The sequence below is a fragment of the Tenggerimyces flavus genome, assembly GCF_016907715.1.
Taxonomy (GTDB): domain Bacteria; phylum Actinomycetota; class Actinomycetes; order Propionibacteriales; family Actinopolymorphaceae; genus Tenggerimyces; species Tenggerimyces flavus.
Genome location: NZ_JAFBCM010000001.1, coordinates 1777098 through 1798736, shown reverse-complemented (window position 1 = coordinate 1798736; position 21639 = coordinate 1777098). Strand labels below are relative to the sequence as shown.

Annotated in this window: 25 protein-coding genes; 9 read left to right on the top strand and 16 right to left on the bottom strand. The window is 69.0% G+C overall.

From position 1 onward, the window contains the following. Window positions 1-45: 45 nt before the first annotated feature. Window positions 46-639 (top strand): hypothetical protein, encoded by a 594-nt coding sequence (locus tag JOD67_RS08300; RefSeq protein ID WP_205116770.1) that lies wholly within the window; start codon window positions 46-48, stop codon window positions 637-639. Here JOD67_RS08300 and JOD67_RS08295 read toward each other — a convergent pair. From JOD67_RS08295 to JOD67_RS08270, 6 genes are all read right to left on the bottom strand, one after another. Next, complete coding sequence (locus JOD67_RS08295) at window positions 606-1556, bottom strand: GlxA family transcriptional regulator (protein ID WP_205116768.1); 951 nt, start codon at window positions 1554-1556, stop codon at window positions 606-608. The genes JOD67_RS08300 and JOD67_RS08295 overlap by 34 nt on opposite strands. A gap of 33 nt (window positions 1557-1589) precedes the next feature. Then, window positions 1590-3296: an ATP-binding cassette domain-containing protein gene (locus JOD67_RS08290; protein WP_205116767.1), complete on the bottom strand. Its 1707-nt coding sequence runs from the start codon at window positions 3294-3296 to the stop codon at window positions 1590-1592. Next, complete coding sequence (locus tag JOD67_RS08285) at window positions 3296-5068, bottom strand: ABC transporter ATP-binding protein (protein ID WP_205116765.1); 1773 nt, start codon at window positions 5066-5068, stop codon at window positions 3296-3298. Before JOD67_RS08285 ends, JOD67_RS08290 begins: the two co-directional genes overlap by 1 nt. A gap of 103 nt (window positions 5069-5171) precedes the next feature. Continuing rightward, the gene (locus JOD67_RS08280; RefSeq protein ID WP_205116763.1) at window positions 5172-5684 is read right to left on the bottom strand and encodes a hypothetical protein; all 513 of its coding nucleotides are present in this window, start codon (window positions 5682-5684) and stop codon (window positions 5172-5174) included. A 95-nt stretch (window positions 5685-5779) separates the two neighbouring features. After that, complete coding sequence (gene pdxR / locus JOD67_RS08275; RefSeq protein WP_205116761.1) at window positions 5780-7186, bottom strand: MocR-like pyridoxine biosynthesis transcription factor PdxR; 1407 nt, start codon at window positions 7184-7186, stop codon at window positions 5780-5782. A gap of 78 nt (window positions 7187-7264) precedes the next feature. Beyond that, complete coding sequence (locus tag JOD67_RS08270) at window positions 7265-7870, bottom strand: TetR/AcrR family transcriptional regulator (protein ID WP_205116760.1); 606 nt, start codon at window positions 7868-7870, stop codon at window positions 7265-7267. 223 nt (window positions 7871-8093) lie between these two features. On the opposite strand from JOD67_RS08270, the gene JOD67_RS08265 reads away from it, so the two are divergent. Then, complete coding sequence (locus JOD67_RS08265) at window positions 8094-8360, top strand: hypothetical protein (protein ID WP_205116759.1); 267 nt, start codon at window positions 8094-8096, stop codon at window positions 8358-8360. Here JOD67_RS08265 and JOD67_RS08260 read toward each other — a convergent pair. Continuing rightward, window positions 8336-9325 (bottom strand): helix-turn-helix transcriptional regulator, encoded by a 990-nt coding sequence (locus tag JOD67_RS08260; RefSeq protein WP_205116758.1) that lies wholly within the window; start codon window positions 9323-9325, stop codon window positions 8336-8338. The two genes, JOD67_RS08265 and JOD67_RS08260, sit on opposite strands and share 25 nt — an antisense overlap. A 62-nt stretch (window positions 9326-9387) precedes the next feature. On the opposite strand from JOD67_RS08260, the gene JOD67_RS08255 reads away from it, so the two are divergent. The 3 genes from JOD67_RS08255 to JOD67_RS08245 are packed head-to-tail and all read left to right on the top strand — an operon-like array spanning window position 9388 to window position 11105. Further along, complete coding sequence (locus JOD67_RS08255; RefSeq protein WP_205116757.1) at window positions 9388-9750, top strand: YybH family protein; 363 nt, start codon at window positions 9388-9390, stop codon at window positions 9748-9750. Then, the gene (locus tag JOD67_RS08250) at window positions 9747-10238 is read left to right on the top strand and encodes a DUF488 domain-containing protein (protein ID WP_205116756.1); all 492 of its coding nucleotides are present in this window, start codon (window positions 9747-9749) and stop codon (window positions 10236-10238) included. The genes JOD67_RS08255 and JOD67_RS08250 overlap by 4 nt, the downstream gene beginning before the upstream one ends. Window positions 10239-10298: 60 nt before the next feature. Beyond that, a complete protein-coding gene (locus tag JOD67_RS08245) occupies window positions 10299-11105 on the top strand; it encodes an alpha/beta fold hydrolase (protein WP_205116755.1) in 807 nt (268 codons plus the stop codon). A gap of 145 nt (window positions 11106-11250) precedes the next feature. On the opposite strand, the gene JOD67_RS08240 is transcribed toward JOD67_RS08245, so the two are convergent. The 3 genes from JOD67_RS08240 to JOD67_RS08230 all read right to left on the bottom strand — a co-directional run bounded on the left by JOD67_RS08240 (window position 11251) and on the right by JOD67_RS08230 (window position 14182). Beyond that, window positions 11251-13185, bottom strand: coding sequence for a potassium transporter Kup (locus tag JOD67_RS08240; protein ID WP_205116753.1), 1935 nt, complete (start codon window positions 13183-13185; stop codon window positions 11251-11253). Window positions 13186-13318: 133 nt separating this feature from the next. Beyond that, entirely contained in the window at window positions 13319-13672 is a 354-nt protein-coding gene (locus JOD67_RS08235; protein ID WP_205116752.1) for a YciI family protein, read from the bottom strand. Window positions 13673-13762: 90 nt separating this feature from the next. Next, window positions 13763-14182, bottom strand: coding sequence for a VOC family protein (locus tag JOD67_RS08230; RefSeq protein WP_205116751.1), 420 nt, complete (start codon window positions 14180-14182; stop codon window positions 13763-13765). A gap of 86 nt (window positions 14183-14268) precedes the next feature. Here JOD67_RS08230 and JOD67_RS08225 point away from each other — a divergent pair, with 86 nt between their 5' ends. Continuing rightward, on the top strand, window positions 14269-14925 hold the full coding sequence (locus JOD67_RS08225) for a TetR/AcrR family transcriptional regulator (RefSeq protein WP_205116750.1): 657 nt from the start codon (window positions 14269-14271) through the stop codon (window positions 14923-14925). On the opposite strand, the gene JOD67_RS08220 is transcribed toward JOD67_RS08225, so the two are convergent. Beyond that, a complete protein-coding gene (locus JOD67_RS08220; protein ID WP_205116749.1) occupies window positions 14907-15581 on the bottom strand; it encodes a TetR/AcrR family transcriptional regulator in 675 nt (224 codons plus the stop codon). The genes JOD67_RS08225 and JOD67_RS08220 overlap by 19 nt on opposite strands. Before the next feature lie 60 nt (window positions 15582-15641). Between JOD67_RS08220 and JOD67_RS08215 the strand changes: the two genes are divergently transcribed. After that, window positions 15642-16154 carry a cupin domain-containing protein gene (locus JOD67_RS08215; RefSeq protein ID WP_205116748.1) on the top strand — a complete coding sequence of 171 codons (513 nt, stop codon included), beginning with the start codon at window positions 15642-15644 and terminating at the stop codon, window positions 16152-16154. Window positions 16155-16652: 498 nt separating this feature from the next. After that, window positions 16653-17423 carry an aminoglycoside phosphotransferase family protein gene (locus JOD67_RS08210; RefSeq protein WP_239553767.1) on the top strand — a complete coding sequence of 257 codons (771 nt, stop codon included), beginning with the start codon at window positions 16653-16655 and terminating at the stop codon, window positions 17421-17423. Window positions 17424-17732: 309 nt separating this feature from the next. Here the strand turns inward: JOD67_RS08210 and JOD67_RS08205 are convergent, their stop codons facing one another. The 5 genes from JOD67_RS08205 to JOD67_RS08185 form a co-directional block, all read right to left on the bottom strand. Continuing rightward, on the bottom strand, window positions 17733-18557 hold the full coding sequence (locus JOD67_RS08205; RefSeq protein WP_205116746.1) for an SAM-dependent methyltransferase: 825 nt from the start codon (window positions 18555-18557) through the stop codon (window positions 17733-17735). A gap of 124 nt (window positions 18558-18681) precedes the next feature. Further along, complete coding sequence (locus JOD67_RS08200) at window positions 18682-19362, bottom strand: class I SAM-dependent methyltransferase (protein ID WP_205116745.1); 681 nt, start codon at window positions 19360-19362, stop codon at window positions 18682-18684. Between the two features lie 119 nt (window positions 19363-19481). After that, window positions 19482-20030 (bottom strand): PIN domain-containing protein, encoded by a 549-nt coding sequence (locus JOD67_RS08195; RefSeq protein ID WP_205116744.1) that lies wholly within the window; start codon window positions 20028-20030, stop codon window positions 19482-19484. Window positions 20031-20035: 5 nt separating this feature from the next. Then, window positions 20036-20512, bottom strand: coding sequence for a helix-turn-helix domain-containing protein (locus tag JOD67_RS08190; protein WP_239553766.1), 477 nt, complete (start codon window positions 20510-20512; stop codon window positions 20036-20038). Between the two features lie 92 nt (window positions 20513-20604). Beyond that, a complete protein-coding gene (locus tag JOD67_RS08185; protein ID WP_205116743.1) occupies window positions 20605-21093 on the bottom strand; it encodes a pyridoxamine 5'-phosphate oxidase family protein in 489 nt (162 codons plus the stop codon). A gap of 106 nt (window positions 21094-21199) precedes the next feature. Between JOD67_RS08185 and JOD67_RS08180 the strand changes: the two genes are divergently transcribed. Further along, on the top strand, window positions 21200-21559 hold the full coding sequence (locus JOD67_RS08180; protein ID WP_205116742.1) for a VOC family protein: 360 nt from the start codon (window positions 21200-21202) through the stop codon (window positions 21557-21559). The last annotated feature ends 80 nt before the right edge of the window (window positions 21560-21639 follow it).

Sequence of the window (21639 nt, the reverse complement as noted above, 5' to 3'; positions counted from 1 at the left end):
CAATCGCAACTATCTCTCGCGCGGATTGAAATATCATTGCCGAACGTGGCTCATCCGCTCGACTATCTTCCCCTCGCCGCGGCAGCGTTCGGCATCCCGCAGTACCTCCCGCAGATCGTCAAGCTGCGCGTCACCGGCGACACCGCCGGGGTCTCGTGGGCGTGGGCGACGCTGACCAGCCTGAACAACGCCGCCTGGCTCGGCTACTTCGTCCTCTTCGAGTACTGGACCGCGACGGTCCCGTCGTCGGCCGCGATGCTGCTCGCCGGAACGGTCTCGGTCATGCTCGCGATCCGCGGCTGCCTCTCCGCGCGCGCCGCCCTCGTGGTCGCCGCGTGGGCAGCGGCACTCGCCACGGCGTACGGCATCGGCGGCCGGATCGGCCTCGGCACGCTGCTCACCATCGCGTCCTTCGTCCAGGTCGCACCCTCGATCTGGACCGCCTACCGGACGCCCAACCCCAGCGGCATCGCCCGCGGCACCTGGCTCCTCATCGGCGGCGAGCTCAGCTGCTGGACGATCTTCGGCCTGCACGAGTCCGACCCGCGGCTCCTCGTCCTCGGCGTCACGGGCATTGCCGCCAGCGTGGCCATGCTCGTGCGCACTCAGGCGTGGGCGGTACGGAACCGGTCCCGGTAGTCCGACGGCGCGATCCCGACCAGCCGATGGAACGCGCGCCGCAAGGTCTCGGCCGTTCCGAAGCCGTAGTGCCGCGCGATGCTCTCCACCGGATCGTCGCGTTCGGCCAACGCCCGTTGGGCAGCCTCGATGCGTACGCGTTCGACGTACGACGCCGGCGGCACGCCGACCTCGCGGGTGAACCGGCGCTGTAGATGCCGCGAGCTCATGCCGGCCAGGTCCGCGAGGTCGGAGATGCCATGCCGCCCACCGGGGTTGGCGTGGATCGCGTCGACCACCGCACGCAGCGGTTCGCTCGAAGGCTGCGCCGACCAGAGCGGAACGCTGAACTGCGACTGGTTTCCCGGCCTGCGCAAGAACATCACCAGCTCGCGCGCGACCTCCAGCGCTGCCTCGCGGCCGAGGTCCAGCTCGACGAGCGCGAGCGCGAGATCCATCCCCGCCGTCACGCCGGCCGAGGTCCAGACTCGCCCGTCCTGGATGAAGATCGGCTCGCAGTCGACGCGCACGGCGGGATAGTCGCGCGCGAGCCGCTCGCCTTGCCGCCAGTGCGTCGTCACCCGCAGCCCGTCCAGCAGCCCGGCCTCGGCGAGCAGGAACGCACCCGTACACACCGACGTGACGCGGTCGGCCGATGCCGCAGCCGCGACGATCCACGCGACCAGGTCGCGGTCCCGCATGGCGTCGCGGACGCCGCCTCCGCCCACGACCAGCAACGTGTCTGTGTCCCGCGGATCCGCCTCGGCGATGCCGTAATCCGCGTACACGGCCAGCCCCATGTTCGAGTGCACCGGGCCGGCCACGGGCGCCACGATCCGGCAGGGGTAGCCGGCCCGCCGCAACACCTCGAACGGGCCGGTCAGGTCGAGCGTCTGGTACTGCTCGAAGATCACGAAGGTGACCGCTCTCGGGTCCATGCCTCCAGCATGAACGCCGAAGCCAGCTGTCGTCTACGCCACGCACCCCACAGATCGCGCCACCTGCTCCGCCACCGCGCGTCCATGCTCGAGCCGGACGACCTGGTCGGCCCGCGCGATCGTGGCCGGCCGGTTGGAGACGACGAGCAGCGTCCGGTCACGGTTCGCCAGCAGCCGGTCCCAGAGCCGCCGCTCGGTCTCCACGTCGAGCGCGCTGGACACGTCGTCGAGAACGAGCAGGTCGGGCTTCCGTACGAGTGCCCGCGCGAGTGCCGTCCGCTGCACCTGCCCGCCGGACAGCCGTACGCCGCGTGCGCCGACCTCGGTGGCGAGCCCGGCCGGCATCGTCTCCACGTCCTGGTCGAGGACCGCCGTGCGCACCGAGGCCTCGAGGTCGTCGGCGTGGTGGCCGAGAAGCACGTTGTCCCGCAATGTTTCGCTGAACAGTCTCGGAACTTGCGGAACATAGGCCGCACGCGGCGGTACGAGGAACGCGGCAAGGTCGTCGATCGGCCGGTCGTTCCAGCTGATAGTTCCGCTCTGTACCGGTAACAGCCCGAGAATTGCGCGCAGCAGGCTGGACTTGCCCGCTCCGGCGGGGCCGGTGACGACGGTGAAGGTGCCACGCTCCAAGGCGAAACTTACGGCGTCGAAACCTCGGCCGGAAGTTTCGTGGACCGCGCCGAGAGCGTCCACCGTCAGCGACTCGAACGCGGGGTGCAGGACCGACGCCTGCCGCTCGGTCTCGTCGAGCGGCCGGTGCACGACCAGCGAGGACTTGTCGGGAGCGAGCTTCGCCATCCGTTCGATGGCCACCCCGGCTTGACGATGCCGAGAGATGAGCTGCCCGGCGTAGTACGGCACCCACACGAGACTGCCGATATAGCTGACGAACAAGGCCAGATCGCCCACGGTGAAGTCGCCGCGGTGCATCGCAGGAGCGGCCAGCAGCAGGACGACACCGATGCTGAGGTCGACCGTCGCGCGGTTGAAGCTGCTGAGCAGCTGGCTGAGGAGCTGGTCCTTCAGCCCCGTGCGGCGGCGGTGCTCGTTCAGGCGGGCGAGGTGGCGCTGGAGCTCGTTCCCGGCATGGCCGGACTTCACCGCGAGCACCGCGCCGAACAGCTCGCCGAGCAACCCGGTGACAGCCGCCGTCGCCTGCCGGTAGGCGACGCGGAGCGTACGGATCCGGCTGCTCACCAGCCTGGTGACGAGCACGACCGTGACCAACGGCAGCACCACGACGAGCGCGAGGACCGGCTGGATGGAGAGCATGATCACCATCGAGCCCACCGCGGTGACGACCTTCGACCCGGTGGTGAGCGCGGTCTGCACGAAGTTGAGGAAGTCGTCGGTGTCGTCGCGGAACCGGCTGACGGCCTCGCCCGGCGACGAGGCCGGCGTGCCGGCCTGCGGACCACCGCTGTGCAGCTGCGCCCGCAGCAGGTTGAGCCGCAAGAGGCCGCGCATGCGTTCCCACGCGTGCGTACGAACGACGCCGCCCCACATCACCGCGATCCGCGCGAGCTCCGCGGCAGCGAGCACCGCGACGAGCTCGAAGATCCCGAACCCCGCCGGCCGCGCGCCGGAGAGTGCATCGAACACCTGCTGCAGCAGCCAGCCGATGAGCAGCATCGAGGCACTCCAGGCCGTGAGCTGCAGGAAGCTGAGCGCGAACAGGCCCGGGCGGAAGCGGGCGATCCGGACCGCGATCTGCCAGGTGGACAGCTGTTCGCTCATCATCTGAGCACACCCTCCGAATCTTGTTGGCCAGATGCGGTGGCGAGGAGTCCGGCGAAGCGCGAGGCTCGAGTGTCAACGAGCGCTTGACGTGGCCCGTGCTCGACGATCCGGCCATGGTCGAGGACGACGATCTCGTCGGCGCGGTGGAGCGTGCCGAGCCGGTGGGCGATGACGATCGCGGTACGTCCGTCGAGCAAATTGTCGATCGCCCGCTCGATCCTCTCCTCGCTGAGGGGATCGAGGCGGGAGGTGGCCTCGTCGAGGACGACCAGGCCAGGATCGCGGAGGAACACGCGTGCGAACGCGACGAGCTGCGCCTCTCCGGCGGACACACCGGCGCCGTCGGGTCCGAGCATGGTGTCGAGCCCGTCCGGGAGCGCGCGGAACCACTGGCCGAGACCGAGGTCGTCGAGGAGCTCGACGAGGCGGTCGTCGTCGGCCCGGTGCGCGCCGAACAGCGTGAGGTTGTCGCGTACGTTCGCGCCGAACAGCTGGACGTCCTGGGTGACCAGGGCGACGCGTTGGCGGAGGCTCTCGAGCTGCACGTTCCGGAGATCCAGGTCGCCCACGCGTACGGCACCTTCGGTCGGGTCGAGCAGGCGGAGGAGGAGCCGTGTCAACGTGGTCTTGCCGCTGCCCGTACGGCCGACGAGCCCGAGGACCTTTCCCGGCTGGAGGTCCAGGTTGATCGAGTGGAGGACGTTTGTCCCACTGTGGTAGGCGAAACTCACCTGGTCGAGGGTGACGGAGAGCGGTCCGGCGGGGAGCGTCTTGGTCCCGTTGTCGCGGACCGTGGGTCGTTCGTCCAGCAGCTGTTGGACTCTGGCGAATCCGGCGATGGCCTCCTGTGCGATCTGTTGCTGCTCGGAGATCTGCTCGAGTGGGTCGCGGACCAGGCTGGTGTAGCGGAACAACAGGTAGACCGTTCCGAGGCTGATCGCGCCGGCCTGGAAGAGGAGCGTGCCAGCAGCGAGGCTGAGGACGCCGCCGACCGCGAACACGGCGGCGGTGATGACCCACATCGTCCGCGTCGCCATCGACGCTCTGATCGACGCGCGGATGAAGAACGCCAACGCCTGCTGGAACTTCCGCACCGCGTACGCCCCGCCACCGTTCGCGCGAAGGTCGTCGGCGCCGGTCAGCCGCTCCTCGATCTCGCCGAAGAGCCGGGCCGACGCCTCGCGGCGTACGGTCGCGCGCGGCACGGCGAAGTCGCGGAACTTCCCGAGCGTGAGCGCGGCGATCAGGACGAAGCCGAACATGCCGAGCCCGATCCGCCAGTCCTCGAGAAGAACGACCACGAGGACGCCGAGCAGCGTGAGCGCACTGCCGGCGACCTGGACGACGAACGAGGACATGAACGTCGACAGCGCGGTGACGTCGCCGTCGGTCCGTTCGATCAGCTCACCGGGCGAATGCCCATCGTGGAAGGACAAATCGAGGTCGAGCGCGTGCCGCGCGACCTCCTCGCGCAAGGCGTTGGTGGCAACCCAGGCGAGGTGGGTGCTGACGTACCCGACGACGACGCTGAGAGCCTGGTGCGCGAGCGAGACGCCTAGGAACGCGGCGGCGATGCCGGCGAGAAACGACACCGACCGACCCTGGGCCGCGTGGTCGATGAACGCGCGCAGCAGCTGCGGCCCGGCGAGCGGCAGTGCCGAACTGGCGATGAGGAGCACGCCGAGGCCCGCGAGCTGCGGCTCACGTCCCCGAGCGAGAACGCCGATCAGCCGCTGCCGCGAGGGAAACGCCACCTCTGCCGTCGCCATACTTCCACCGTGCCGCCTTCACGGCACGGCGGCCACGACGCGCTCCCCACACTTCGCGCCATCGGGGCGGCGGGGTCAGCCCCGCCACCCGTGCGGCGAGCACCTAACGAGCGCGGCAGACCTTGCCGTGGATGTCGGTCACGAAGTGGTCGACCTCCCAGTGCTGGCTGAGGTAGGTGTAGCCAGTCGCGCCCTCGTACCGGCCGGTGCCACCGGTGAACTCCTGGGTGCCGCCGGCGTGGCCGATGCCCGAGGTGCCCTCGGTGGTGTCGACGTTCCCGATCGCCGTCTCGAGCGCCGAGAGCGTCGAGCCGTCCTTGAACGTGTACGTGATGTTGCCGCTCACCGGGCGGTACGTGGGCGCCGTCGGCGGGGCGGTGCCGCGGGAGCCGAGGACGAAGACCGTGTCGGCGTTGAAGTTGTTCTTACCGCGAACGGTGCCGACCACGCAGGCCGCGCTCGGGGGCGGGCAGCCGACCGTGACGACCTTGTCCGAGATCGTCGCGTCGACCTCTTGGCAACGCGAGTGCGCGCTGGCCAGGGTGGAGCCGGCGACGACGACGGCCGCGGCACCGGCACAAGCCACGGCGAACGCGGAGAAACGCAGGGATCTCATCAAGCCTCCTGGTAAGGGGTACCGCGGCAGCCTAGGAACGCCGAGACCCCAGCGGACCCGCCGATTCGCCGCGATCCGCACCAGTCCAATCTCGATCAGATAACGCGCCGCAACGCCGCGAGCCCCGCGGGGATCCGATCGGCCGAGACGCCGCCGTACCCGAACACGAAACCGCTCGGGCCCGGCCGGTCGATCCCCCAGCCCGACACGGTACGGATATGCACGCCCTCCGCGTGGGCGCGCGCGACGAGCTCGGTGTCCGGCGGCTGCCCGGGCGTGAGCAGCGCGGCCAGGTGCGTTCCGCCGCTGGACTCGATCGGCGCGAGCACGTCGGCGAAGTCCGCGCGCAGGATACCGATCAGCAGGTCGTGCCGGCGTTCGTACGAGCGCCGCATCCGCCGCAGATACCGCGCCAGATCGCCGTCCTCGATGAACGCGGCCAGCGCTCCCTGCATGGGCAACGCCGTACCGAAGTCGGCGGCGAACTTCGCGCCGCGCGCCGCGTCGACCAGCGTCGCGGGGACGCCGAGGAAGCCGACCCGCAGCGCCGGCAGCAGCGTCTTGGAGAACGAGCCGACGTACAGCACGCGACCAGCCCGGTCGGTCGCCTGCAGCGGCGTGAGCGGACGCCCCGTGAAGCGGAACTCCGAGTCGTAGTCGTCCTCGACGATCGCCGCGTCGTGCCGGTCCGCCCACGCGAGCAGGGCGGCCCGACGCGACTCCGACATCGGCATGCCGAGCGGGAACTGGTGCGACGGCGTCACGTACACCAGCCGCGTCTCGGCCGGCAGTTTGTCGACCATCAGCCCCTCGCCGTCGACCGGCACCCCGACCACCTTGGCGCCGTGGGCGAGGAACGCGCGGAAGGCCAGCCGGTAGCCGGGATCCTCGATCGCGACCGTGTCGCCCGGCTCGAGCAGTACCCGCGCGGCGAGGTCGAACGCCTGCTGCGCGCCGGTCGTGATCACCAGCTGGTCGGGTGCCATCCGTACGCCGCGGCTCACCACGAGATGCCGCGCGAGCGCCTGCCGCAGCCGAGCGAGGCCGGCCGGGTCGGTGTAGTTGGCCTCGGTACGGGTCCGCAGCTGGTCGTTGAGCAGCGCCCGCCACCGCGGGAACGGGAATCGGTTGTGCGCGGGGACGCCGGGGGCGAAGTTGAACTCGACCGCCGGCGCGGTGAGATCCGGAACGACGAGCTGCTCGTCCCGCCACATCGCGCGCGGCCGCAACGGGGACGCGGCGCGCGCCGGCGCGGCGGAACCTCGTTCCCCGGTGACGATCGTCCCGATCCCGGCGCGCGAGCGGATCAGCCCGTGCGCGGCCAGCCGCTCGTACGCCGCGACCACCGTCGCCCGCGAGACCGACAGCCGCTCGGCGAGCTGACGCGACGACGGCAGCACCGTCCCCGCCGGCAGCGCGTCGGTGCTGATCCGCTCGTGCAGCTGGGCGTAGATCTGGTCGGCCAGACCGCCCGCGTCATCCAGATGGAGATGCAGATCCATGCCGGCTTCTCGGGGCGTCGCTGCGCGGGTGCGGATCGGCCCAGAACTGGTCCGGGCGACGGTGCCTGTCGTTCTGGCTCATCGATCCTCCCCCTTGTCGTCGATCCATCGTTGCAGCCGTCTGGCCTGGCGGGTCATCAGCTCGGCGAGTCCGAGGGTGGCGGTGAGGACGGCGCTGCCCTGATACGCGGCGAGCAGCTCGTACGCGAGGTCGCGGGCGTCGCGGCGGCCCATCGCGCGGAACTGCTCCTCCGCCCAGTCGAGCTGGATCCGCATCAGCGACGCGGCGAGCTCGTCCGGCACGTCGGGCTTCTTGGCGAGCTCCGTGGACAGCGTTCCGTACGGGCAGCCGTACTGCGGGCCGTACTGCTCGGCCGCTTCGACGGCTCGTTCGGCCAGGGCGTTCACGAACCCCTTGAGCCGCGCTCGAGGGCTGCGGTGACGGCGTTCGAGCTCGGCGATCAGCGCGCGAAGCTGCTCCTCGTACAGGTGGACGACCGCGCCGACGATGTCGTCCTTGGTCTTGAAGTAGTAGTACACGTTGCCCACGGGCACGTCGGCAGCGTCGGCGATGAGCGCGAGGCTGGTCCCGGAGATCCCCTTGAGATACACGAGCTCCCGCGCCGCGTTCACCAACCGCTCGCGTTTGCCTGGTCGCGGAACGGTCGCTGAGTCAGTCGTCACACTCACACTCTAGACATCATCGCGTCCTTGTACCTAGAGTGAGTTAACCAACTAACTCAGCTCTAAGGAGAAGACGATGCCCATCGGCTACCTCGAGGTCCCCGCCGGCGCCGACCGCGACACGAAGGCGGTGCTGGTGAAGGAGATGTACGACGCGATGCACGAGGTCTAACCGTTCCCGGACGACACCCGGATCTTCCTGCGCGAATGGCCGCTCGACAGCGTGAGCCAGAACGGCCAGCTCGGCTCGGAGCCGGCGCGGCCGGTGTTCGTCATGCACGTCTCGGTCGGCGGCGACCTCGACGCCAAGCGCACGATGCTGCGGAAGCTCAACGACGCGGTCACGAAGGCGTACCACCTGCCGGACTTCGCGCTCTTCCTGCAGGAGCACACGCTCGAGACAGTCGTGATCAACGGCCGCCTGCTCGCCGACGACCTGAAGCGGGTCGCGGAACAGGAGGCGGTCTACGGCCAGGCACTCCGTTCCTGACCTCCGTAATGGGCGGCGATCGCGGCGGCGTTGTCGCGGAGAGTGGTGCGAATCCACTGTGGGGCAAGGGCTTCCGCGTTCGTCGACAGTTTCCACAACGCCCATTGGGCATGCTGGGAGTCCTGGAAGGTCGCCTCCAGCCGCAACCAGCCGTCCGCGTCGGGCTCTTCGGCGCGGACGGCCAGCGCTGTACGGACCAGCTCCTCTCGCCGCGCCGGGTCGAGCCGAAGCAGCACGGTGAACTGGTCGCCGCTGTGCCGGAACCGCGTGCTGCGTTCCTGCCAGATCCGGTCCAGGTCGACCTGGCTCGGTCGTTGCGCCGGCTCGGAGAGTTCCTCGGCGGCCAGGATCCGGGACAGCCGATACGTGCGATCCTCGCCGGATCTCGTGGCCAGCAAGTAACCCTGGTCTCGTACGGTCACGAGGCCGATCGGGTCCACCGTGCGCCACGTCGGCGGATGGCCCACCGGCTCGTAGTGGATGCGCAGCTTGTGTCCCTCGAGGACCGCGCGGCGGATCTCGTCCATCGTCGTGTCGGGCACGTCCTCGGCGACCAGCTGGCGCGCGAGCAGGTCGGCTGCCGGGTCGAGGAGCAGCCGCTGGGCCGCGTCGGTCGCGGTGTCCCGGGCCCCTTCGGGGAGTGCGTCGACCACCTTGCGCATGGCCGAGGCGAGCGCCGCGCTGAGGCCGAACGCCTGCTCGCCGCGCCGCGATCCGGCCATCAGCAAGGCGAGGGCCTCGTCGTGGCTCAGCCCGGTGAGCTCGGTGCGGAAGCCGGGCAGCAACGCGAACCCGCCGTTCCGCCCCCGTTCGGCGTAGACCGGCACGCCGGCCGCGGACAGCGCCTCGATGTCGCGCAGAACGGTGCGCGTCGAGACCTCCAGCTCACGGGCCAGCACGGTCGCCGGGAGGCGGCCGCGTTGGCGCAGCAGGAGGATCAGCGAGACGAGCCGGTCGGCGCGCATCTCCTCAGCCTACGGAAATACACGACAGGAGGTGTCACGTATTCGCTGCGAAGGTGTCGGACATGACGAACGAAGCGGCTTCGGAGCCGAACGACCTGGGCAGATACTTCATCGAGCGCGGCAACGCGGGTGACGTGGAGGGGTTGGTGGCGTTGTACGAACCGGACGCGGTTCTCGCGTTCCCGCCGGGCAGCGTCGCGACCGGACACGCGGAGATCCGCAAGGTGTACGAGGGATTCGTCGCGGCCGCGCCGACGCTCTTGCCGGGTCGGCAGCACCCGGCGCTGGTGAGCGGCGACCTCGCGCTGACCGTGTCCACGCTCGCCAGCGGCGAGCTGGCCGTCGAGATCGCCCGCCGCCAGCCGGACGGATCGTGGCTGTGGGCTGTCGACCAGCCGTTCCTCATGTCGGAGCAACAGACGTGACCGAGCCCGCCGCCGCGACGGTCGGCGTCTACGGCTTCACGGTCGACGCGTTCCTCGAGACGCTCGCCAACGCGAGCGTGGGTCTGCTGCTCGACCTCCGCCAGCGCCGCGGCGTCCGGGGGCCGGAGTACGCCTGGGCGAACTCCGCGCGGCTGCAGGACGCGCTCGCGGCGACGGGCATCTCGTACCGGCACGTTCTGGAACTGGCGCCGACGACGGAGCTGCGCCAGCTCCAGTACCGCGAGGACGACCGCCAAGGCGTCGGCAAGCGTTCGCGCGTTGCGCTGGCGTCTTCGTACGCCGAGGGCTATGCCCGCGAGATCCTCGCACCGTATGACCTCGGCGCACTGGTGGCTGAGCTCCCGCGAGACTCGACGACCGCCCTCTTCTGCGTCGAGCGCGATCCCGAGGCGTGCCACCGTTCTCTCGTGGCCTCGCTGCTGCGCGCCGAGCACGGCATCTCGGTCACCGACCTCCGCCCGGACTGACTCGCCCGCGTGTCAGGTGGGCGTCAGGGCTGTGTCAGCTCAGGCGATGATGGTGAGGACATGACAACTTCCTCCACCAGCTCGGCATGGACCGGCATGGTCTCGATCGACGACACGGCGCTGGCCGTCACCGACACCGGCGGTGCGGGCGTCCCGGTGATCTACCTCAACGGCCAGTTCGCCACCCAGGGGTACTGGCGGCGGACCATCGCCGACCTGGGTACGGGGTGGCGGCACCTCACGTTCGACGAACGGGCTCGCGGCCGGAAGTCGAAGACGTCGTCGGACTACTCGTTCGAGGCGGCCATCCGCGACGTCGACGCGGTGCTCGCCGCCCGAGGCGTGGACCGGGCGCTGGTGGTCGGCTGGTCGTACGGCGCGTTCGTCGGAGCGCACTGGGCCAGCCGCAACCCCGACCGCTGCATCGGCGCGGTCCTGGTCGACGGCGCGCAGCCGTCGGACTGGCTGACCGACGAACTGGAGCAGGGGATGCGGAAGCTGTTCAAGCGGCTGTATCCGTTGATGGTGCTGGGGCGCCCGACCGGTCTGACGCCGCGGATGACCGCAGAGCAGATGGCCGTGAGCAACATCGAGATCGGCGAGATCGCCCGCGAACGTGAGCTCGGCCCGGTGCTGGACGCCATCACCGTTCCGGTGCGGTACGTGCTCGCGTCGGGGGCGTCGTTCGGCAGCAAGGGCGACGAGCAGGAAGTCATCCGCGCCGCCCTCGACCCGGTCTTCGCGCGCAAGCCGAACATCCAGCTCAGCGCCAAGGTGCCCAGCAACCACGGCGCGATCCTCCGCAAGGACTTCCACGCCGTCGCCAACGCCATCCGCGAAGTCGCCGCCCTCGACCCCACGTCCTAGCCCTCGACGTTGTCGCCCGGCGGTGGGATCGACCGGTCCACCCCCGGCCCCGCCCCACGGGCCAATGATCATGTTTACATGATCATTTGCCCCTTTACGCCGGGTAGACGCCAGGCAGAGGGGGCACTGGCCGGGTAAGGCGAGGCTAGACCTCGATGTGCGATCCCATCACCACCGTGTTGTCGCGGGGCAGGGCGAAGCTGTCGGCCGCGTCGGCGGTGATGTGGGAGGTGGCGATGAACAGCCGCTTGCGCCACATCGGCATGGTCTTCGCGTCGCCGGCCTGCAGCTCGATCTTGGACAGGAAGTACGACGCCGACTCCAGTTCGAGCCGTCCCTCCGTGGCCGCGGGGTCGAGTTTGGCTAGCGCGGCAGGGACGTCCGGAGTCTCCATGTAGCCGTACCTGGCGGTCACGTGCGTGATGCCGTCGTCGGCGTAGCCGAGGTCGTCGACCACGACGCGTTCGCTCTCCGGCACCCGCGGCACGGGCTCGGTCTCGATCGACATGATCGCGACGTGTTCGTGGCGTACGTGGTTGTGGTCGACGTTCGCGCGCATCGCCAGAGGCACGGTTTCGCTGCCCCGGTTGAGGAAAATCGCCGTTCCAGGGACCACCTGGGTCGGCTTCTTGCCACTGCGCAGGTCGTCGACGAACTCCCGCAGCGAGCCCTCGAGCTGCTCGCGCTTGGCGGTGACGATCTCGCGCCCCTTCTGCCAGGTCGTCATCACGGTGAACAGGGTGAGCCCGATCAGCAGCGGCAGCCAGGCGCCATGGGCGAGCTTGGTCAGGTTGGCCGCGAGGAACAGCCCGTCGACCACCAGCAGCACCGTCGCGCCGATGACGAGGACCCACCTCGGCGTTCCCCACTTCACGCGCGCGACGTAGAAGAACAGCAACGTGGTAAGGGTAATCGTGCCAGTGACGGCCATGCCGAACGCGAACGCCAACGCTGCCGACGTACGGAACGCGAACACCAGCGTGAGCACCGAGACCATCAGCAACCAGTTCACCCAGGGCACGTAGATCTGCCCCCGTTCGACCGCCGACGTGTGCGTGATCCCGAGCCGCGGCAGGTAGCCGAGCTGGGCGGCCTGAGCGGCCACCGAGAACGCGCCGGTGATCACCGCTTGCGAGGCGATCACGGTCGCAGCGGTGGCGAGCACCACCAGCAGGAGCCGCGCCCATTGCGGCACCAGCAGGAAGAACGGGCTGCTGATGTTGGCCGGATCGTCGAGGATCAGCGCGCCCTGCCCGAAGTAGCTGAGCACGCACGCGGGGAACACCAGGAACAGCCAACCCCGGCTGATCGCCCGGCGGCCGAAGTGGCCCATGTCGGCGTACAGGGCCTCGGCTCCGGTGACGGCCAGCACGACCGCGGCCAGGGCGAAGAAGGCGATGTGGAAGTGGCCGACGAGGAAGCCCAGCGCGTACGTCGGCAGCAACGCCCTGAGGATCTCCGGGTGGTGGCTGATGCCGAACGCACCGACGACGCCGATCACGGCGAACCAGGTGATCATCACCGGCCCGAACACGCGTCCGACCGCGGCGGTCCCTCGGCGCTGCACCAGGAACAGGCCGACGATGATCACCGCCGTGATGGGGATGATCCAGGCCTCGAAGCCCTCGTCGACGACCTTGAGTCCTTCGACCGCGGACAGCACCGAGATCGCCGGGGTGATCATGCTGTCACCGAAGAACAGGGCGGCGCCGAAGATGCCCACGCCGGCCAGGACGAGTGCCGCCCGCCGGCCGGTTCGCGCACCGAAGCGCCGCAGCAGCGTGATCAGCGCCATGATGCCGCCCTCGCCGTTGTTGTCGGCGCGCATGGCGAGCAGGACGTAGGTGACGGTGACGACGATCGTCACCGACCAGAAGATGAGCGAGACGATGCCGTACACGTTGTCGACGCTCACCGGGACGGGATGCGGGTCGGCCGGGTTGAACACCGTCTGGATCGTGTAGATCGGGCTGGTCCCGATGTCGCCGAACACCACGCCGAGCGCGCCGACGATGACCGCGAGCCGGACGGTGTCCTTGACCGCCTTGGCGCGAGCGGTCGGGTCCTGGCGATCGGTCACGATGGTCCTCCTCAGCGCGGGTGCAGGGCACACCCGCGCCGGAACGTACCGGCCGATCTCGCTGTCTTCCGTGCCACGCGGCGTCGAGACCGCGAATCTTGACGCGATCTTGACGCCGGTCAGGCCCCCGGGGTCAGACGTCCGGGTCGTACATGAACTTGCGCACGTCCTGCGGACACCGGCAGGCGACGGCGATCTTCGCGGCCCACGCCAACGCCTCGTCGCGGGTGGGCACCTCGACGATCGTCACGCCGCCGATGAACTCCTTGCCCTCCGTGAACGGCCCGTCGGTCAGCATCCCGTCGATGGCCACCACACCGTGCTCGACGTCGTCCTTCTCGTAGTCCAGCCCGCCGGCGAAGACGTAGACGCCAGCATCCTTGGCCGCCTGGACCACCGCGTGGGCGTCCTTGCCCACCTGCTCCAGGTCCCGATCGGGGATGTGGTCCATCGCGCCCTTGTCGAACGAGATCAGGTACTTCGACATCGCATCGCTCCTTGTCCGGCGGCCAGTCTCCGGCCTCTCACCGCTCATACGAACGGCCCGCTGCGGAATCGACACGCTACCGACGGAAACTCAGCCGGACAGGCTCACGCTCCAGCGCACGCCGAACCGGTCGCGGCACTCGCCGTACTCGTCGCCCCACATCTGCTGCTCCAGCGCGATGTCGACCGTGCCGCCGTCGATCAGCAGCTTCCACTGGTCCCGCAGGCCCTGGTCGCCGGCGCTTCCGGCCAGGCCCAGGATGACGTCGTTCTTGAACGGGTCGGCGGTCTCCCCCGGACGGTTGTCGGACGCGCTGATCGTGAACCCGCCGGTGGCGGTGAGCCTGCCGTGCATGACCTTGTCGGCATGGCCCGCGTCGCCCATCTGGGTGGCGAAGTCGACACCGTAGAGGTTCACCTCCAGGTCGCCACCGAGGACGCTCCGGTAGAACTCGAGCGCCTCCGCGGCGTTGCCTGGGAAGAACAGGTGCGGCGTCAAGGTGGTGGTCATCGTATGCTCCCCCGGTTGAGGTAAACTGAGTGGTTTCCAGCTAAGGTAAACTAGGTAGTTTCCGCACGTCAAGGGGCAACTCACAGGTGAATGCCATCGATCCCGCAGGCGGCTCAGGCCGGTCGCCAGCCAAGCGCGCGGCCATCGTCGCGGCGGCCCGAGTCGTGTTCGGTCGCCACGGCTACATCGGGGCGAGCATGGACGAGGTCTCCGCCGAGGCCGGGGTGTCGAAGCGAACGGTGTACCAGCACTTCGCCGACAAGCAGGACCTGTTCCGTACGGCCGTGCTGGACGCCGTGGATCGCGGCTACGAGCTGTTCCGCCCGCACAACGAGGCGCTGGCCGACGTACCCGACGACCAGCTCCCGGACGCCCTGCTCGCCCTCGCCGACCTGGCGTACCGCGGTCTGCTCGCTCCCGAACTGCTGCGGATGCGGCGCCTGGTCATGGCCGAGGCCGAACGCTTCCCGCACCTGGGACGGGAGTACTACGACCGCAGCTGGGGACGCAGCGTCGGCGGCCTGGCCCACTCGATCGGTCGACTACACGCCCGTGGGGTGTTGCACGCCCCCGATCACGACGCGGCGGCCCATACGTTCGTGATGCTGGTGGCAGGCCGCGAGCTCAACCGCGCCGCGTTCCTCGGGGCGGAGTCGAACGGCGACGCGGACCACCGCCACCGCGTCACCCGGGAAGCTGTCCGCATCTTCCTCACCGCGCACTCTTACGGGCGAGCGGGCTGATCGCCGCTCGGCGGCGGGGCGAGGAGGGTGCGGGTCCAGACGTCGGCGAGGAGGCGGGCGTATTCGTCGGGGGTGTAGCCGGCGTCCGCGAGCAGCTGGAAGTACTCCGGTGAGTTCATCGACCACACCAGGTCTGCCGCCTGCTCGTCGGTGAGGTCAGGGCGAAGCTGCCCGGTGCCGCGGAGATCGGCCGCGAACAGCAGCATGTTGGCCCGTCGGCGCCGACTGATCGACGCGCGGAGCTCCCGGCACTCCGGCTCGCGGGCGCCGGCGTCGCGGAGGGCGAGGTCGAGCGGGACGGTGTCCGGGAGCAGCTCGGCGAGCGTCTCGGCGTAGAGCAGGATCTTGTCCTCCGCCGTGGCGGCCTCGCGGAGCCGGCGTACGTAGTCGCGCTGCTCGGCGGGGATCGGTTCGTCGGAGGATCCGAGGATCATGTCGTGCACCGCCAGCAGGAGCTGTGGCTTGCGCCCCACACTCGCGTAGATCGTGTCGACCGAGACGTTCGCCTGGCGGGCGACGTCGGCGACCGAGGTCTCGGCGTACCCGCGTGCGATGAACAGCGCTCTGGCCGCTCGCAGCACGGCTCGGCGCGTCTCCTCGGCCTGTTGGCGACGGGCGGGCGAGTGATAACGGCGGGTGTTGACGGGATCTGCCACGTGACCTAGCCTACCCGTATTCGCCCGAAGTCGATTCGGGTCAATTGAGGGGGCGGGGCCATGACCGGCACCGACACACAGCACGACCAGGTGGTGGCGTGCGAGCCCGGCGCGGGCCGCGGCACCTGGGCGATGGGATCGCTGTTCGAACACCTCGTGGGGCCTGACCAAACCGGCGGCTCACTCGGCGTCGCGCTGGTGACCCAGCCGCCGGGCATCGCCACGCCCCTGCACCGTCACCATCACGAGGCCGAGGCGTTCTACCTGCTCGACGGCGAGCTGACCTACGTGGCCGGTGAGGAGACGTACGAGCTGACGGCCGGGTGGTTCATGTACCTCCCGAAAGGTCTGCCGCACGCGTTCCGCATCCGCGGCGACCGACCGGCCCGCTTCGTCGCTCTCACTGTCCCCGGCGGTCTCCTCCGCCTGTACGACGAGGTCGGCCTGCCCGCCGCCGCGATGCGCCTTCCCGCAGAGGGCGAGGGTCGCACGATGGCCGAGGAGATCGGCCGGTGGAACGACGTCGGCCCGCGGTACGGCCTCGAAGTCGTCGGACCGCCCATTCCGGAGTAGGTACGCGCATGTCGACGCCCTATCTGCTGGACAACAGTGCTGCCGATGCCGGCGGCCGGTTCGCGGCGCTGTCGAAGCTGTTCGACGCGGTGACCGATCGACACCTCGACGCCCTCGGGACCTCGCCGGGCGGGCGGTGCTGGGAGGTCGGCGCTGGGAGGTCGGCGCCGGCGGGCCGTCGCTGCCCTGCTTGCTGGCCCGCCGGGTCGGCGACTCCTGGTGCACGCGCGGCTGGTGCTGGTGCACGTTCCAGGGCGGAGCGACGCCCTGCGGCAGATGGTGAGCGCGCTGCGGCCAGGAACTGGCGAACGTCAACCAGGTCCGAGACGCCCTGATCGCCCAGGGCCACGCGACAGCAGCCGAGGTCGACGCGCACCTCGAAGCAGTCCGCACCGGCACGATCGACGTCGTCACTCCCCCACTGATCTCCGCCTGGGGCCGGCGCGCCCAGCCGTAATTCCGGTGCCGATCGATCCCGCCGGAATGTACGGTCCCGGGATGCCTGACGACGAGGTTCTCCAGGACAGGTCGGACCGGCAGGTCGTTCGGCGCGGCTCCACTGTGCGCCATCCCGTGCAGCCCTGGACCCCGGCGGTGCACGCACTGCTCGACTACCTCGGAGACGCTGGCTTTCCGTACTCGCCCCGCGTGGTCGGGATCGAGGGCGACGTCGAGATCCTCACCTACATCGAAGGGGAGTCCGGGCCAGACGGCTGGGCCAAGGTCGTCGACGAGGACGGGTTGGTGGCCGCGGCTCGCATGCTCCGGCTCTACCACGACGCCGTGGCCGCGTGGAAGCCCGACGAGGAGCCGGTCTGGTTCACCGGACAGACGGGAACCGGAGGACCTGGCGAGGTCGTCTGCCACGGCGACTTCGGGCCCTGGAACATCGTCTGGCAGGGGACCCAGCCGGTTGGACTGCTCGACTGGGAGTACGCGAACCTCGCCCCGCCCCGGCAGGACGTCGCGTACGCGCTGGAGTACCTGGCGCCGTTCCGAGACGACGAGACCTGCGTGCGGTGGCTTCGCTATCCCGAGCCTCCGAACCGTCGCCGCCGGCTCGAGTTGTTCGCCGAGGCGTACGGGCTGTCATCGACCGATGGGCTGGTCGACGAGGTCGTTGCCGTTCAGCGCGCCGGCTTGGACACGGTTCGCCGGCTCGCCGAGGAGGGTCACGAGCGCCAGGTCGCCATGGTCGCCGACGGTGAGCTGGAACGGCTGCGGGGAGACGTCGACTGGACCGAACGGCACCGGCACCTGTTCGACTGAGCGCCCGGGCAGGTCGTGTCTGGCAAATAGCGCCGGCCTGGCCTCGATCTTTCGTCCGGCGGTGGGTTCGACCGGTCCGGCCCCGCCCTGCGTCCAATGATCATGTTTACAGGATCATTGGCCGCTTTACGTGGGGTGGACGCCAGGTAGAGCGGTCACTGGCCGGGTAAGGCGACCACGACGCTTCACCTACGGAGTGCCTTCCCGCTCGGATTACTTGAGACGTCGCCATCCCAAGTCTCCCCAGCAGGACAGGCACTTCCGTCCTTCACAGGCCAATGTCGCCCACCAACACCTGAATCCCCGCCGCTAGGGCTTGCGGGCGACTCCGGCGAGCATCCAGCGGGAGCCGTCGCTGTCGGCGACTTCGGGGTCCACGGCACCCCAGAGACCGGCGAAGGTGACGGCCGGCTCGGCGCCTTCGTACGGGGAGACGAGCTCGAGGCCGTCGAAGAGGGTGCGGATGTACTCGGTGGGCCGGAGGTTGAAGTGGCCGCCGCGTCCCAGTACGCCGCTCATCCGTTCGGCGGCTTCGGGGGCCTGCTTGTCGCCCGTCGGGTGCGTCAGGGCGAGGTAGCTGCCCGACGCGAGCCTGCTGACGTAGCGCTGCACCAGTCCGCGCGGGTCGGACTCGTCGTCGACGAGCATGAGGAGGCCGGTCATGAACAGCCCGACGGGCTGGTCGAGGTCGATCAACGACTGAACCTCGGGGCTGTCGAAGATGGGGTCGGGCTCGCGTACGTCCCCGGTGAGCACCGCCGTGTTGGCGGCGCCGCGAAGCAGGTCGTCGGCGTGGGCCTTGACCATGGGGTCGATGTCGACGTACACCACGTGGGCGTCCGGGATGACCCGCTGGACGACCTCGTGGGTGTTGTTCTGAGTCGGGAGACCCGAGCCGACGTCGAGGAACTGGCGGATTCCCTTCTCCGCCATCCAGCGCGCCGCCCGCTGGTGGAAGCCGCGGTTGGACCAGGCGATGTCGGGGAGCTCCGGAACGCCCTTCTTGGTGTGCTCGACCGCCTGGCGGTCGACCTCGGTGTTCTGGGTGCCGCCGAGGATGTAGTCGTACACCCTCGCGGCCGCCGGCCGGGTGGGATCGACCCCGGGGGGAAGAGCGGCATCTTGCCCAGTCATCCGTAGCCTCCAAGCGACCGTGAACGTTGGATCGAGCCCGAATCTATCGAGCCCCAACTCACGCGAGGCCCGCAGTGTATCGACTGCCCTACCGTCCGCTGCCACCTGTCTTGCCAGGAGCCGGTCAGCGACGCACATTCTTTCGTGCCCACACCAGGCAGCCCCGCTTCGTGAGCGTGAGCGGCGTGGCCACCTGTTGGCCAAGCTCCGCGGGCAGCTGATGGTGGCGTACGTACGTCGCCACTGCCGCGCGATCGGGAAGGACCATGAACGGCCCGTCCCAAGCCTCGACCTGTACCGCCTCGGAACCGAACACCGAGGCCACGACCGCCGGAGCCTCCTCAGCGTCAAAGGTGCTCGGCGCATATCCGTCCGGAACCAACTCAGGATCCTGAGCCCGCGCCTTGGTCTGCGCGAGGAACAGTCCACCAGGGCGAAGCACCCGACGAGCCTCGGCGATCACGTCCGCGGGACGTTCGAAGTGATACAGCATGTTGCGGCACACCACCCCGCCGACGCTCTGGTCGCGAAACGGCAACCGCAGGGCATCGGCCTGGACGACCGGCCGCGCCGTCACCCTGGCGAGCATCGAGGACGAAGTATCGACACCGATCCACCTCGCAGCCGGCGACAACTTGGCAGCAAAGCCCCCGAAGCCGCAGCCGACATCGAGCACGGGTGCGAGCCCCTCCGCCACAAACCGTCCCGCGCCCTCGTCCCAACCCTCGCTGGCAACGACCCAGGACGGGTCCCACGCGGCCGACCTCCCCGTATCCGTGTCGTAGTCAGGCTCGATCGCGCTCACACGTTCATCGTCACCAACGCCCCCGACTCCCTGCAACCACAATGTTGGAGCTCAAGCCTCAACTCGCAGAGCCTGCCTGCGCGCCAGTGCGTCGAAGCGCGGCACGTTCGGCGCAGAAGCTAGCTACGTAGAGCGGCGACGGTTCCGACGAGCTCGTCTCGTTCGAGGCTGTGGAGTACGTCATCGGTCGTCGTTCCGTCAGACCAGGCGTCGGCCATCTGCTGGACAGCGGAGTGGACGACACCCTTGTCGAGGCCGATTTGATCAAGAACGAAGTCGTCCGGATGCTTCGCCTCGACGTTCCACGGGTCGAGCGCAGCCTTGGGAAAGTCGCGAAGGTTGTAGGTGACGATGAGTTGCGCTCGAGCCTTGATCGCCGCGGCCAGAACGTGGCGATCCCCAGGGTCCGGCAACTTCACGGCGTCGATCCGCGGCTCATACCCCATGACCATGCAGTCCCGGATGCTGCGCATCATGAGGGACCGCGTTCTCTCGAGAAGCGTCGGGTTGAGGTCGGGACGGTTCTTGCGGATGTTGTCGAAGGCTTCGTCCAGGATGTCGTCAGTCCACTTGGCTTGTACGAGGCCGGACTGTCCGATCCGGATGAGGAGGTCTCGGACGGTGCTTCGGTAGAGCACGTCCGCGTCGTAGACAACGACGAAGGCCACGACAGTTAGGCTCCGACGTCGCGCAGGGCGGAGAGTTCGTCGGCAGCCTTCCGCCGGCTCTCGTCGTCGCGCCGACGATAGTCGAGCAGCGACTCCGCACGGACTCGACGGTGGCTTCCCACCTTCTTGAACTCGATCTCACCGGCCTCCAGAAGACCGATCAGGAAGGGCCGCGACACGTTCAGCATGTCGGCCGCCTGTTGAGTGGTCAGTTCCGCATGCACCGGGAGGACGGACACACCTCTGCCAGCCGCCATGTGGGCAAGAATCCGGGCGAGCAGGGCAACCGCCGCCCGTGGCACTTCCAGCGTCTCTCTGCCGGACTCATCCACCACTTCGAGTGGGATCGTGTCGTCGCCCCTGTGGCGTTGGAGGTAGTTCCTAATGCGCGGAAGTACCTCGTCCGCCGCTTCGATGTCAGTCTGCTCCGGCAATACACCGTCGATCTGCGCTACACCCATCACATACCTCCTCAACCTCATCGCATTATCCGCAATAATCGCAATAAACGCAACGGCCAGCGCACGTGCCTGAGCGCAGGACGAGGGGACCATGCGACCGCCTGATCAGCCGCTTAGACGAGCTGCCAGGCGCAGCCGCGGTCGAGGGAGCCGGTGAAGGCGCGGACGGTGCGGGGGCGCAGCCGGAAGATGCCCTGCGTCGCGGGCTCGGGTTCCAAACGGCCGTACTTCGCGCTCCAGGCCAGCGTTATGCGCTCGCCGAGCTCAGCGGAGGTCTGTTCGAGGTCCTCCACCTCACCAGTCAGGATCACGACATCGTCCGCGCTCTCCAGATGCGCCGTCGCGCGTGGGTTCGCCGCGAGGTTGCGTCCCCAGCGGGTCGTGGGCAGGCCGTCGAAGTACAACGCCCGCTCGACCCACACGCCCCACAAGGGGGTCACGTGCGGCTGGCCGTCCGGACGTACGGTCGCGAGCCAGTAGTTCGTCGCCTCGAAGAGCCGCTTCTCGACATGTGACCAGGGCACGAACCCGTCCGTACCGCTTGGGAACTTGTACACCGACGGTGCTCGCAACGGGCGTGCTCGCGGTTCGTCGGTGGTCATGGCGGCGAGCGTACGAGCGACCACCGACAACTCCGCTTGCCGATCAGGGTCCTGTCGGTGGTCGGTGACAGAGTGGGGACATCGGGCTCTCGACAGGAGGCAGGCGATGCGCGGAAAACCCTCGTGGTGGGACATCCTGGTCGACGATCTCGACGTGGCCCAACGGTTCTACGGCGCCGTGTTCGGGTGGACCTTTCCGATCTCCGGACCCGACTTCGTGGTCGTGTTCGACGGCACCGAGCAGGTCGGCCAGCTCTACGCGTCAAGCGAGCCGGTCGCTGGCCGCGGCATCCGCATGTACTTCGACACCCACGACCTCGACGGCATCCTCGCCAAGGTCGCCAGCGCTGGTGGCATTGTCACGACCGAACGGACCGCGATCGCCCCCGAGATGGGCTGGTACGGCGAGTTCACCGATCCGAGCGGCGTCACGATCGGCCTCCACACCCGCGTACCCGCCAAGTAGCCCACGACTTGCCGAGTTGCCTTCTATGAGATCAACTGCCTCGGCTCTCGGCCTGCTACGACCCAAAGAACGGTCCAAGG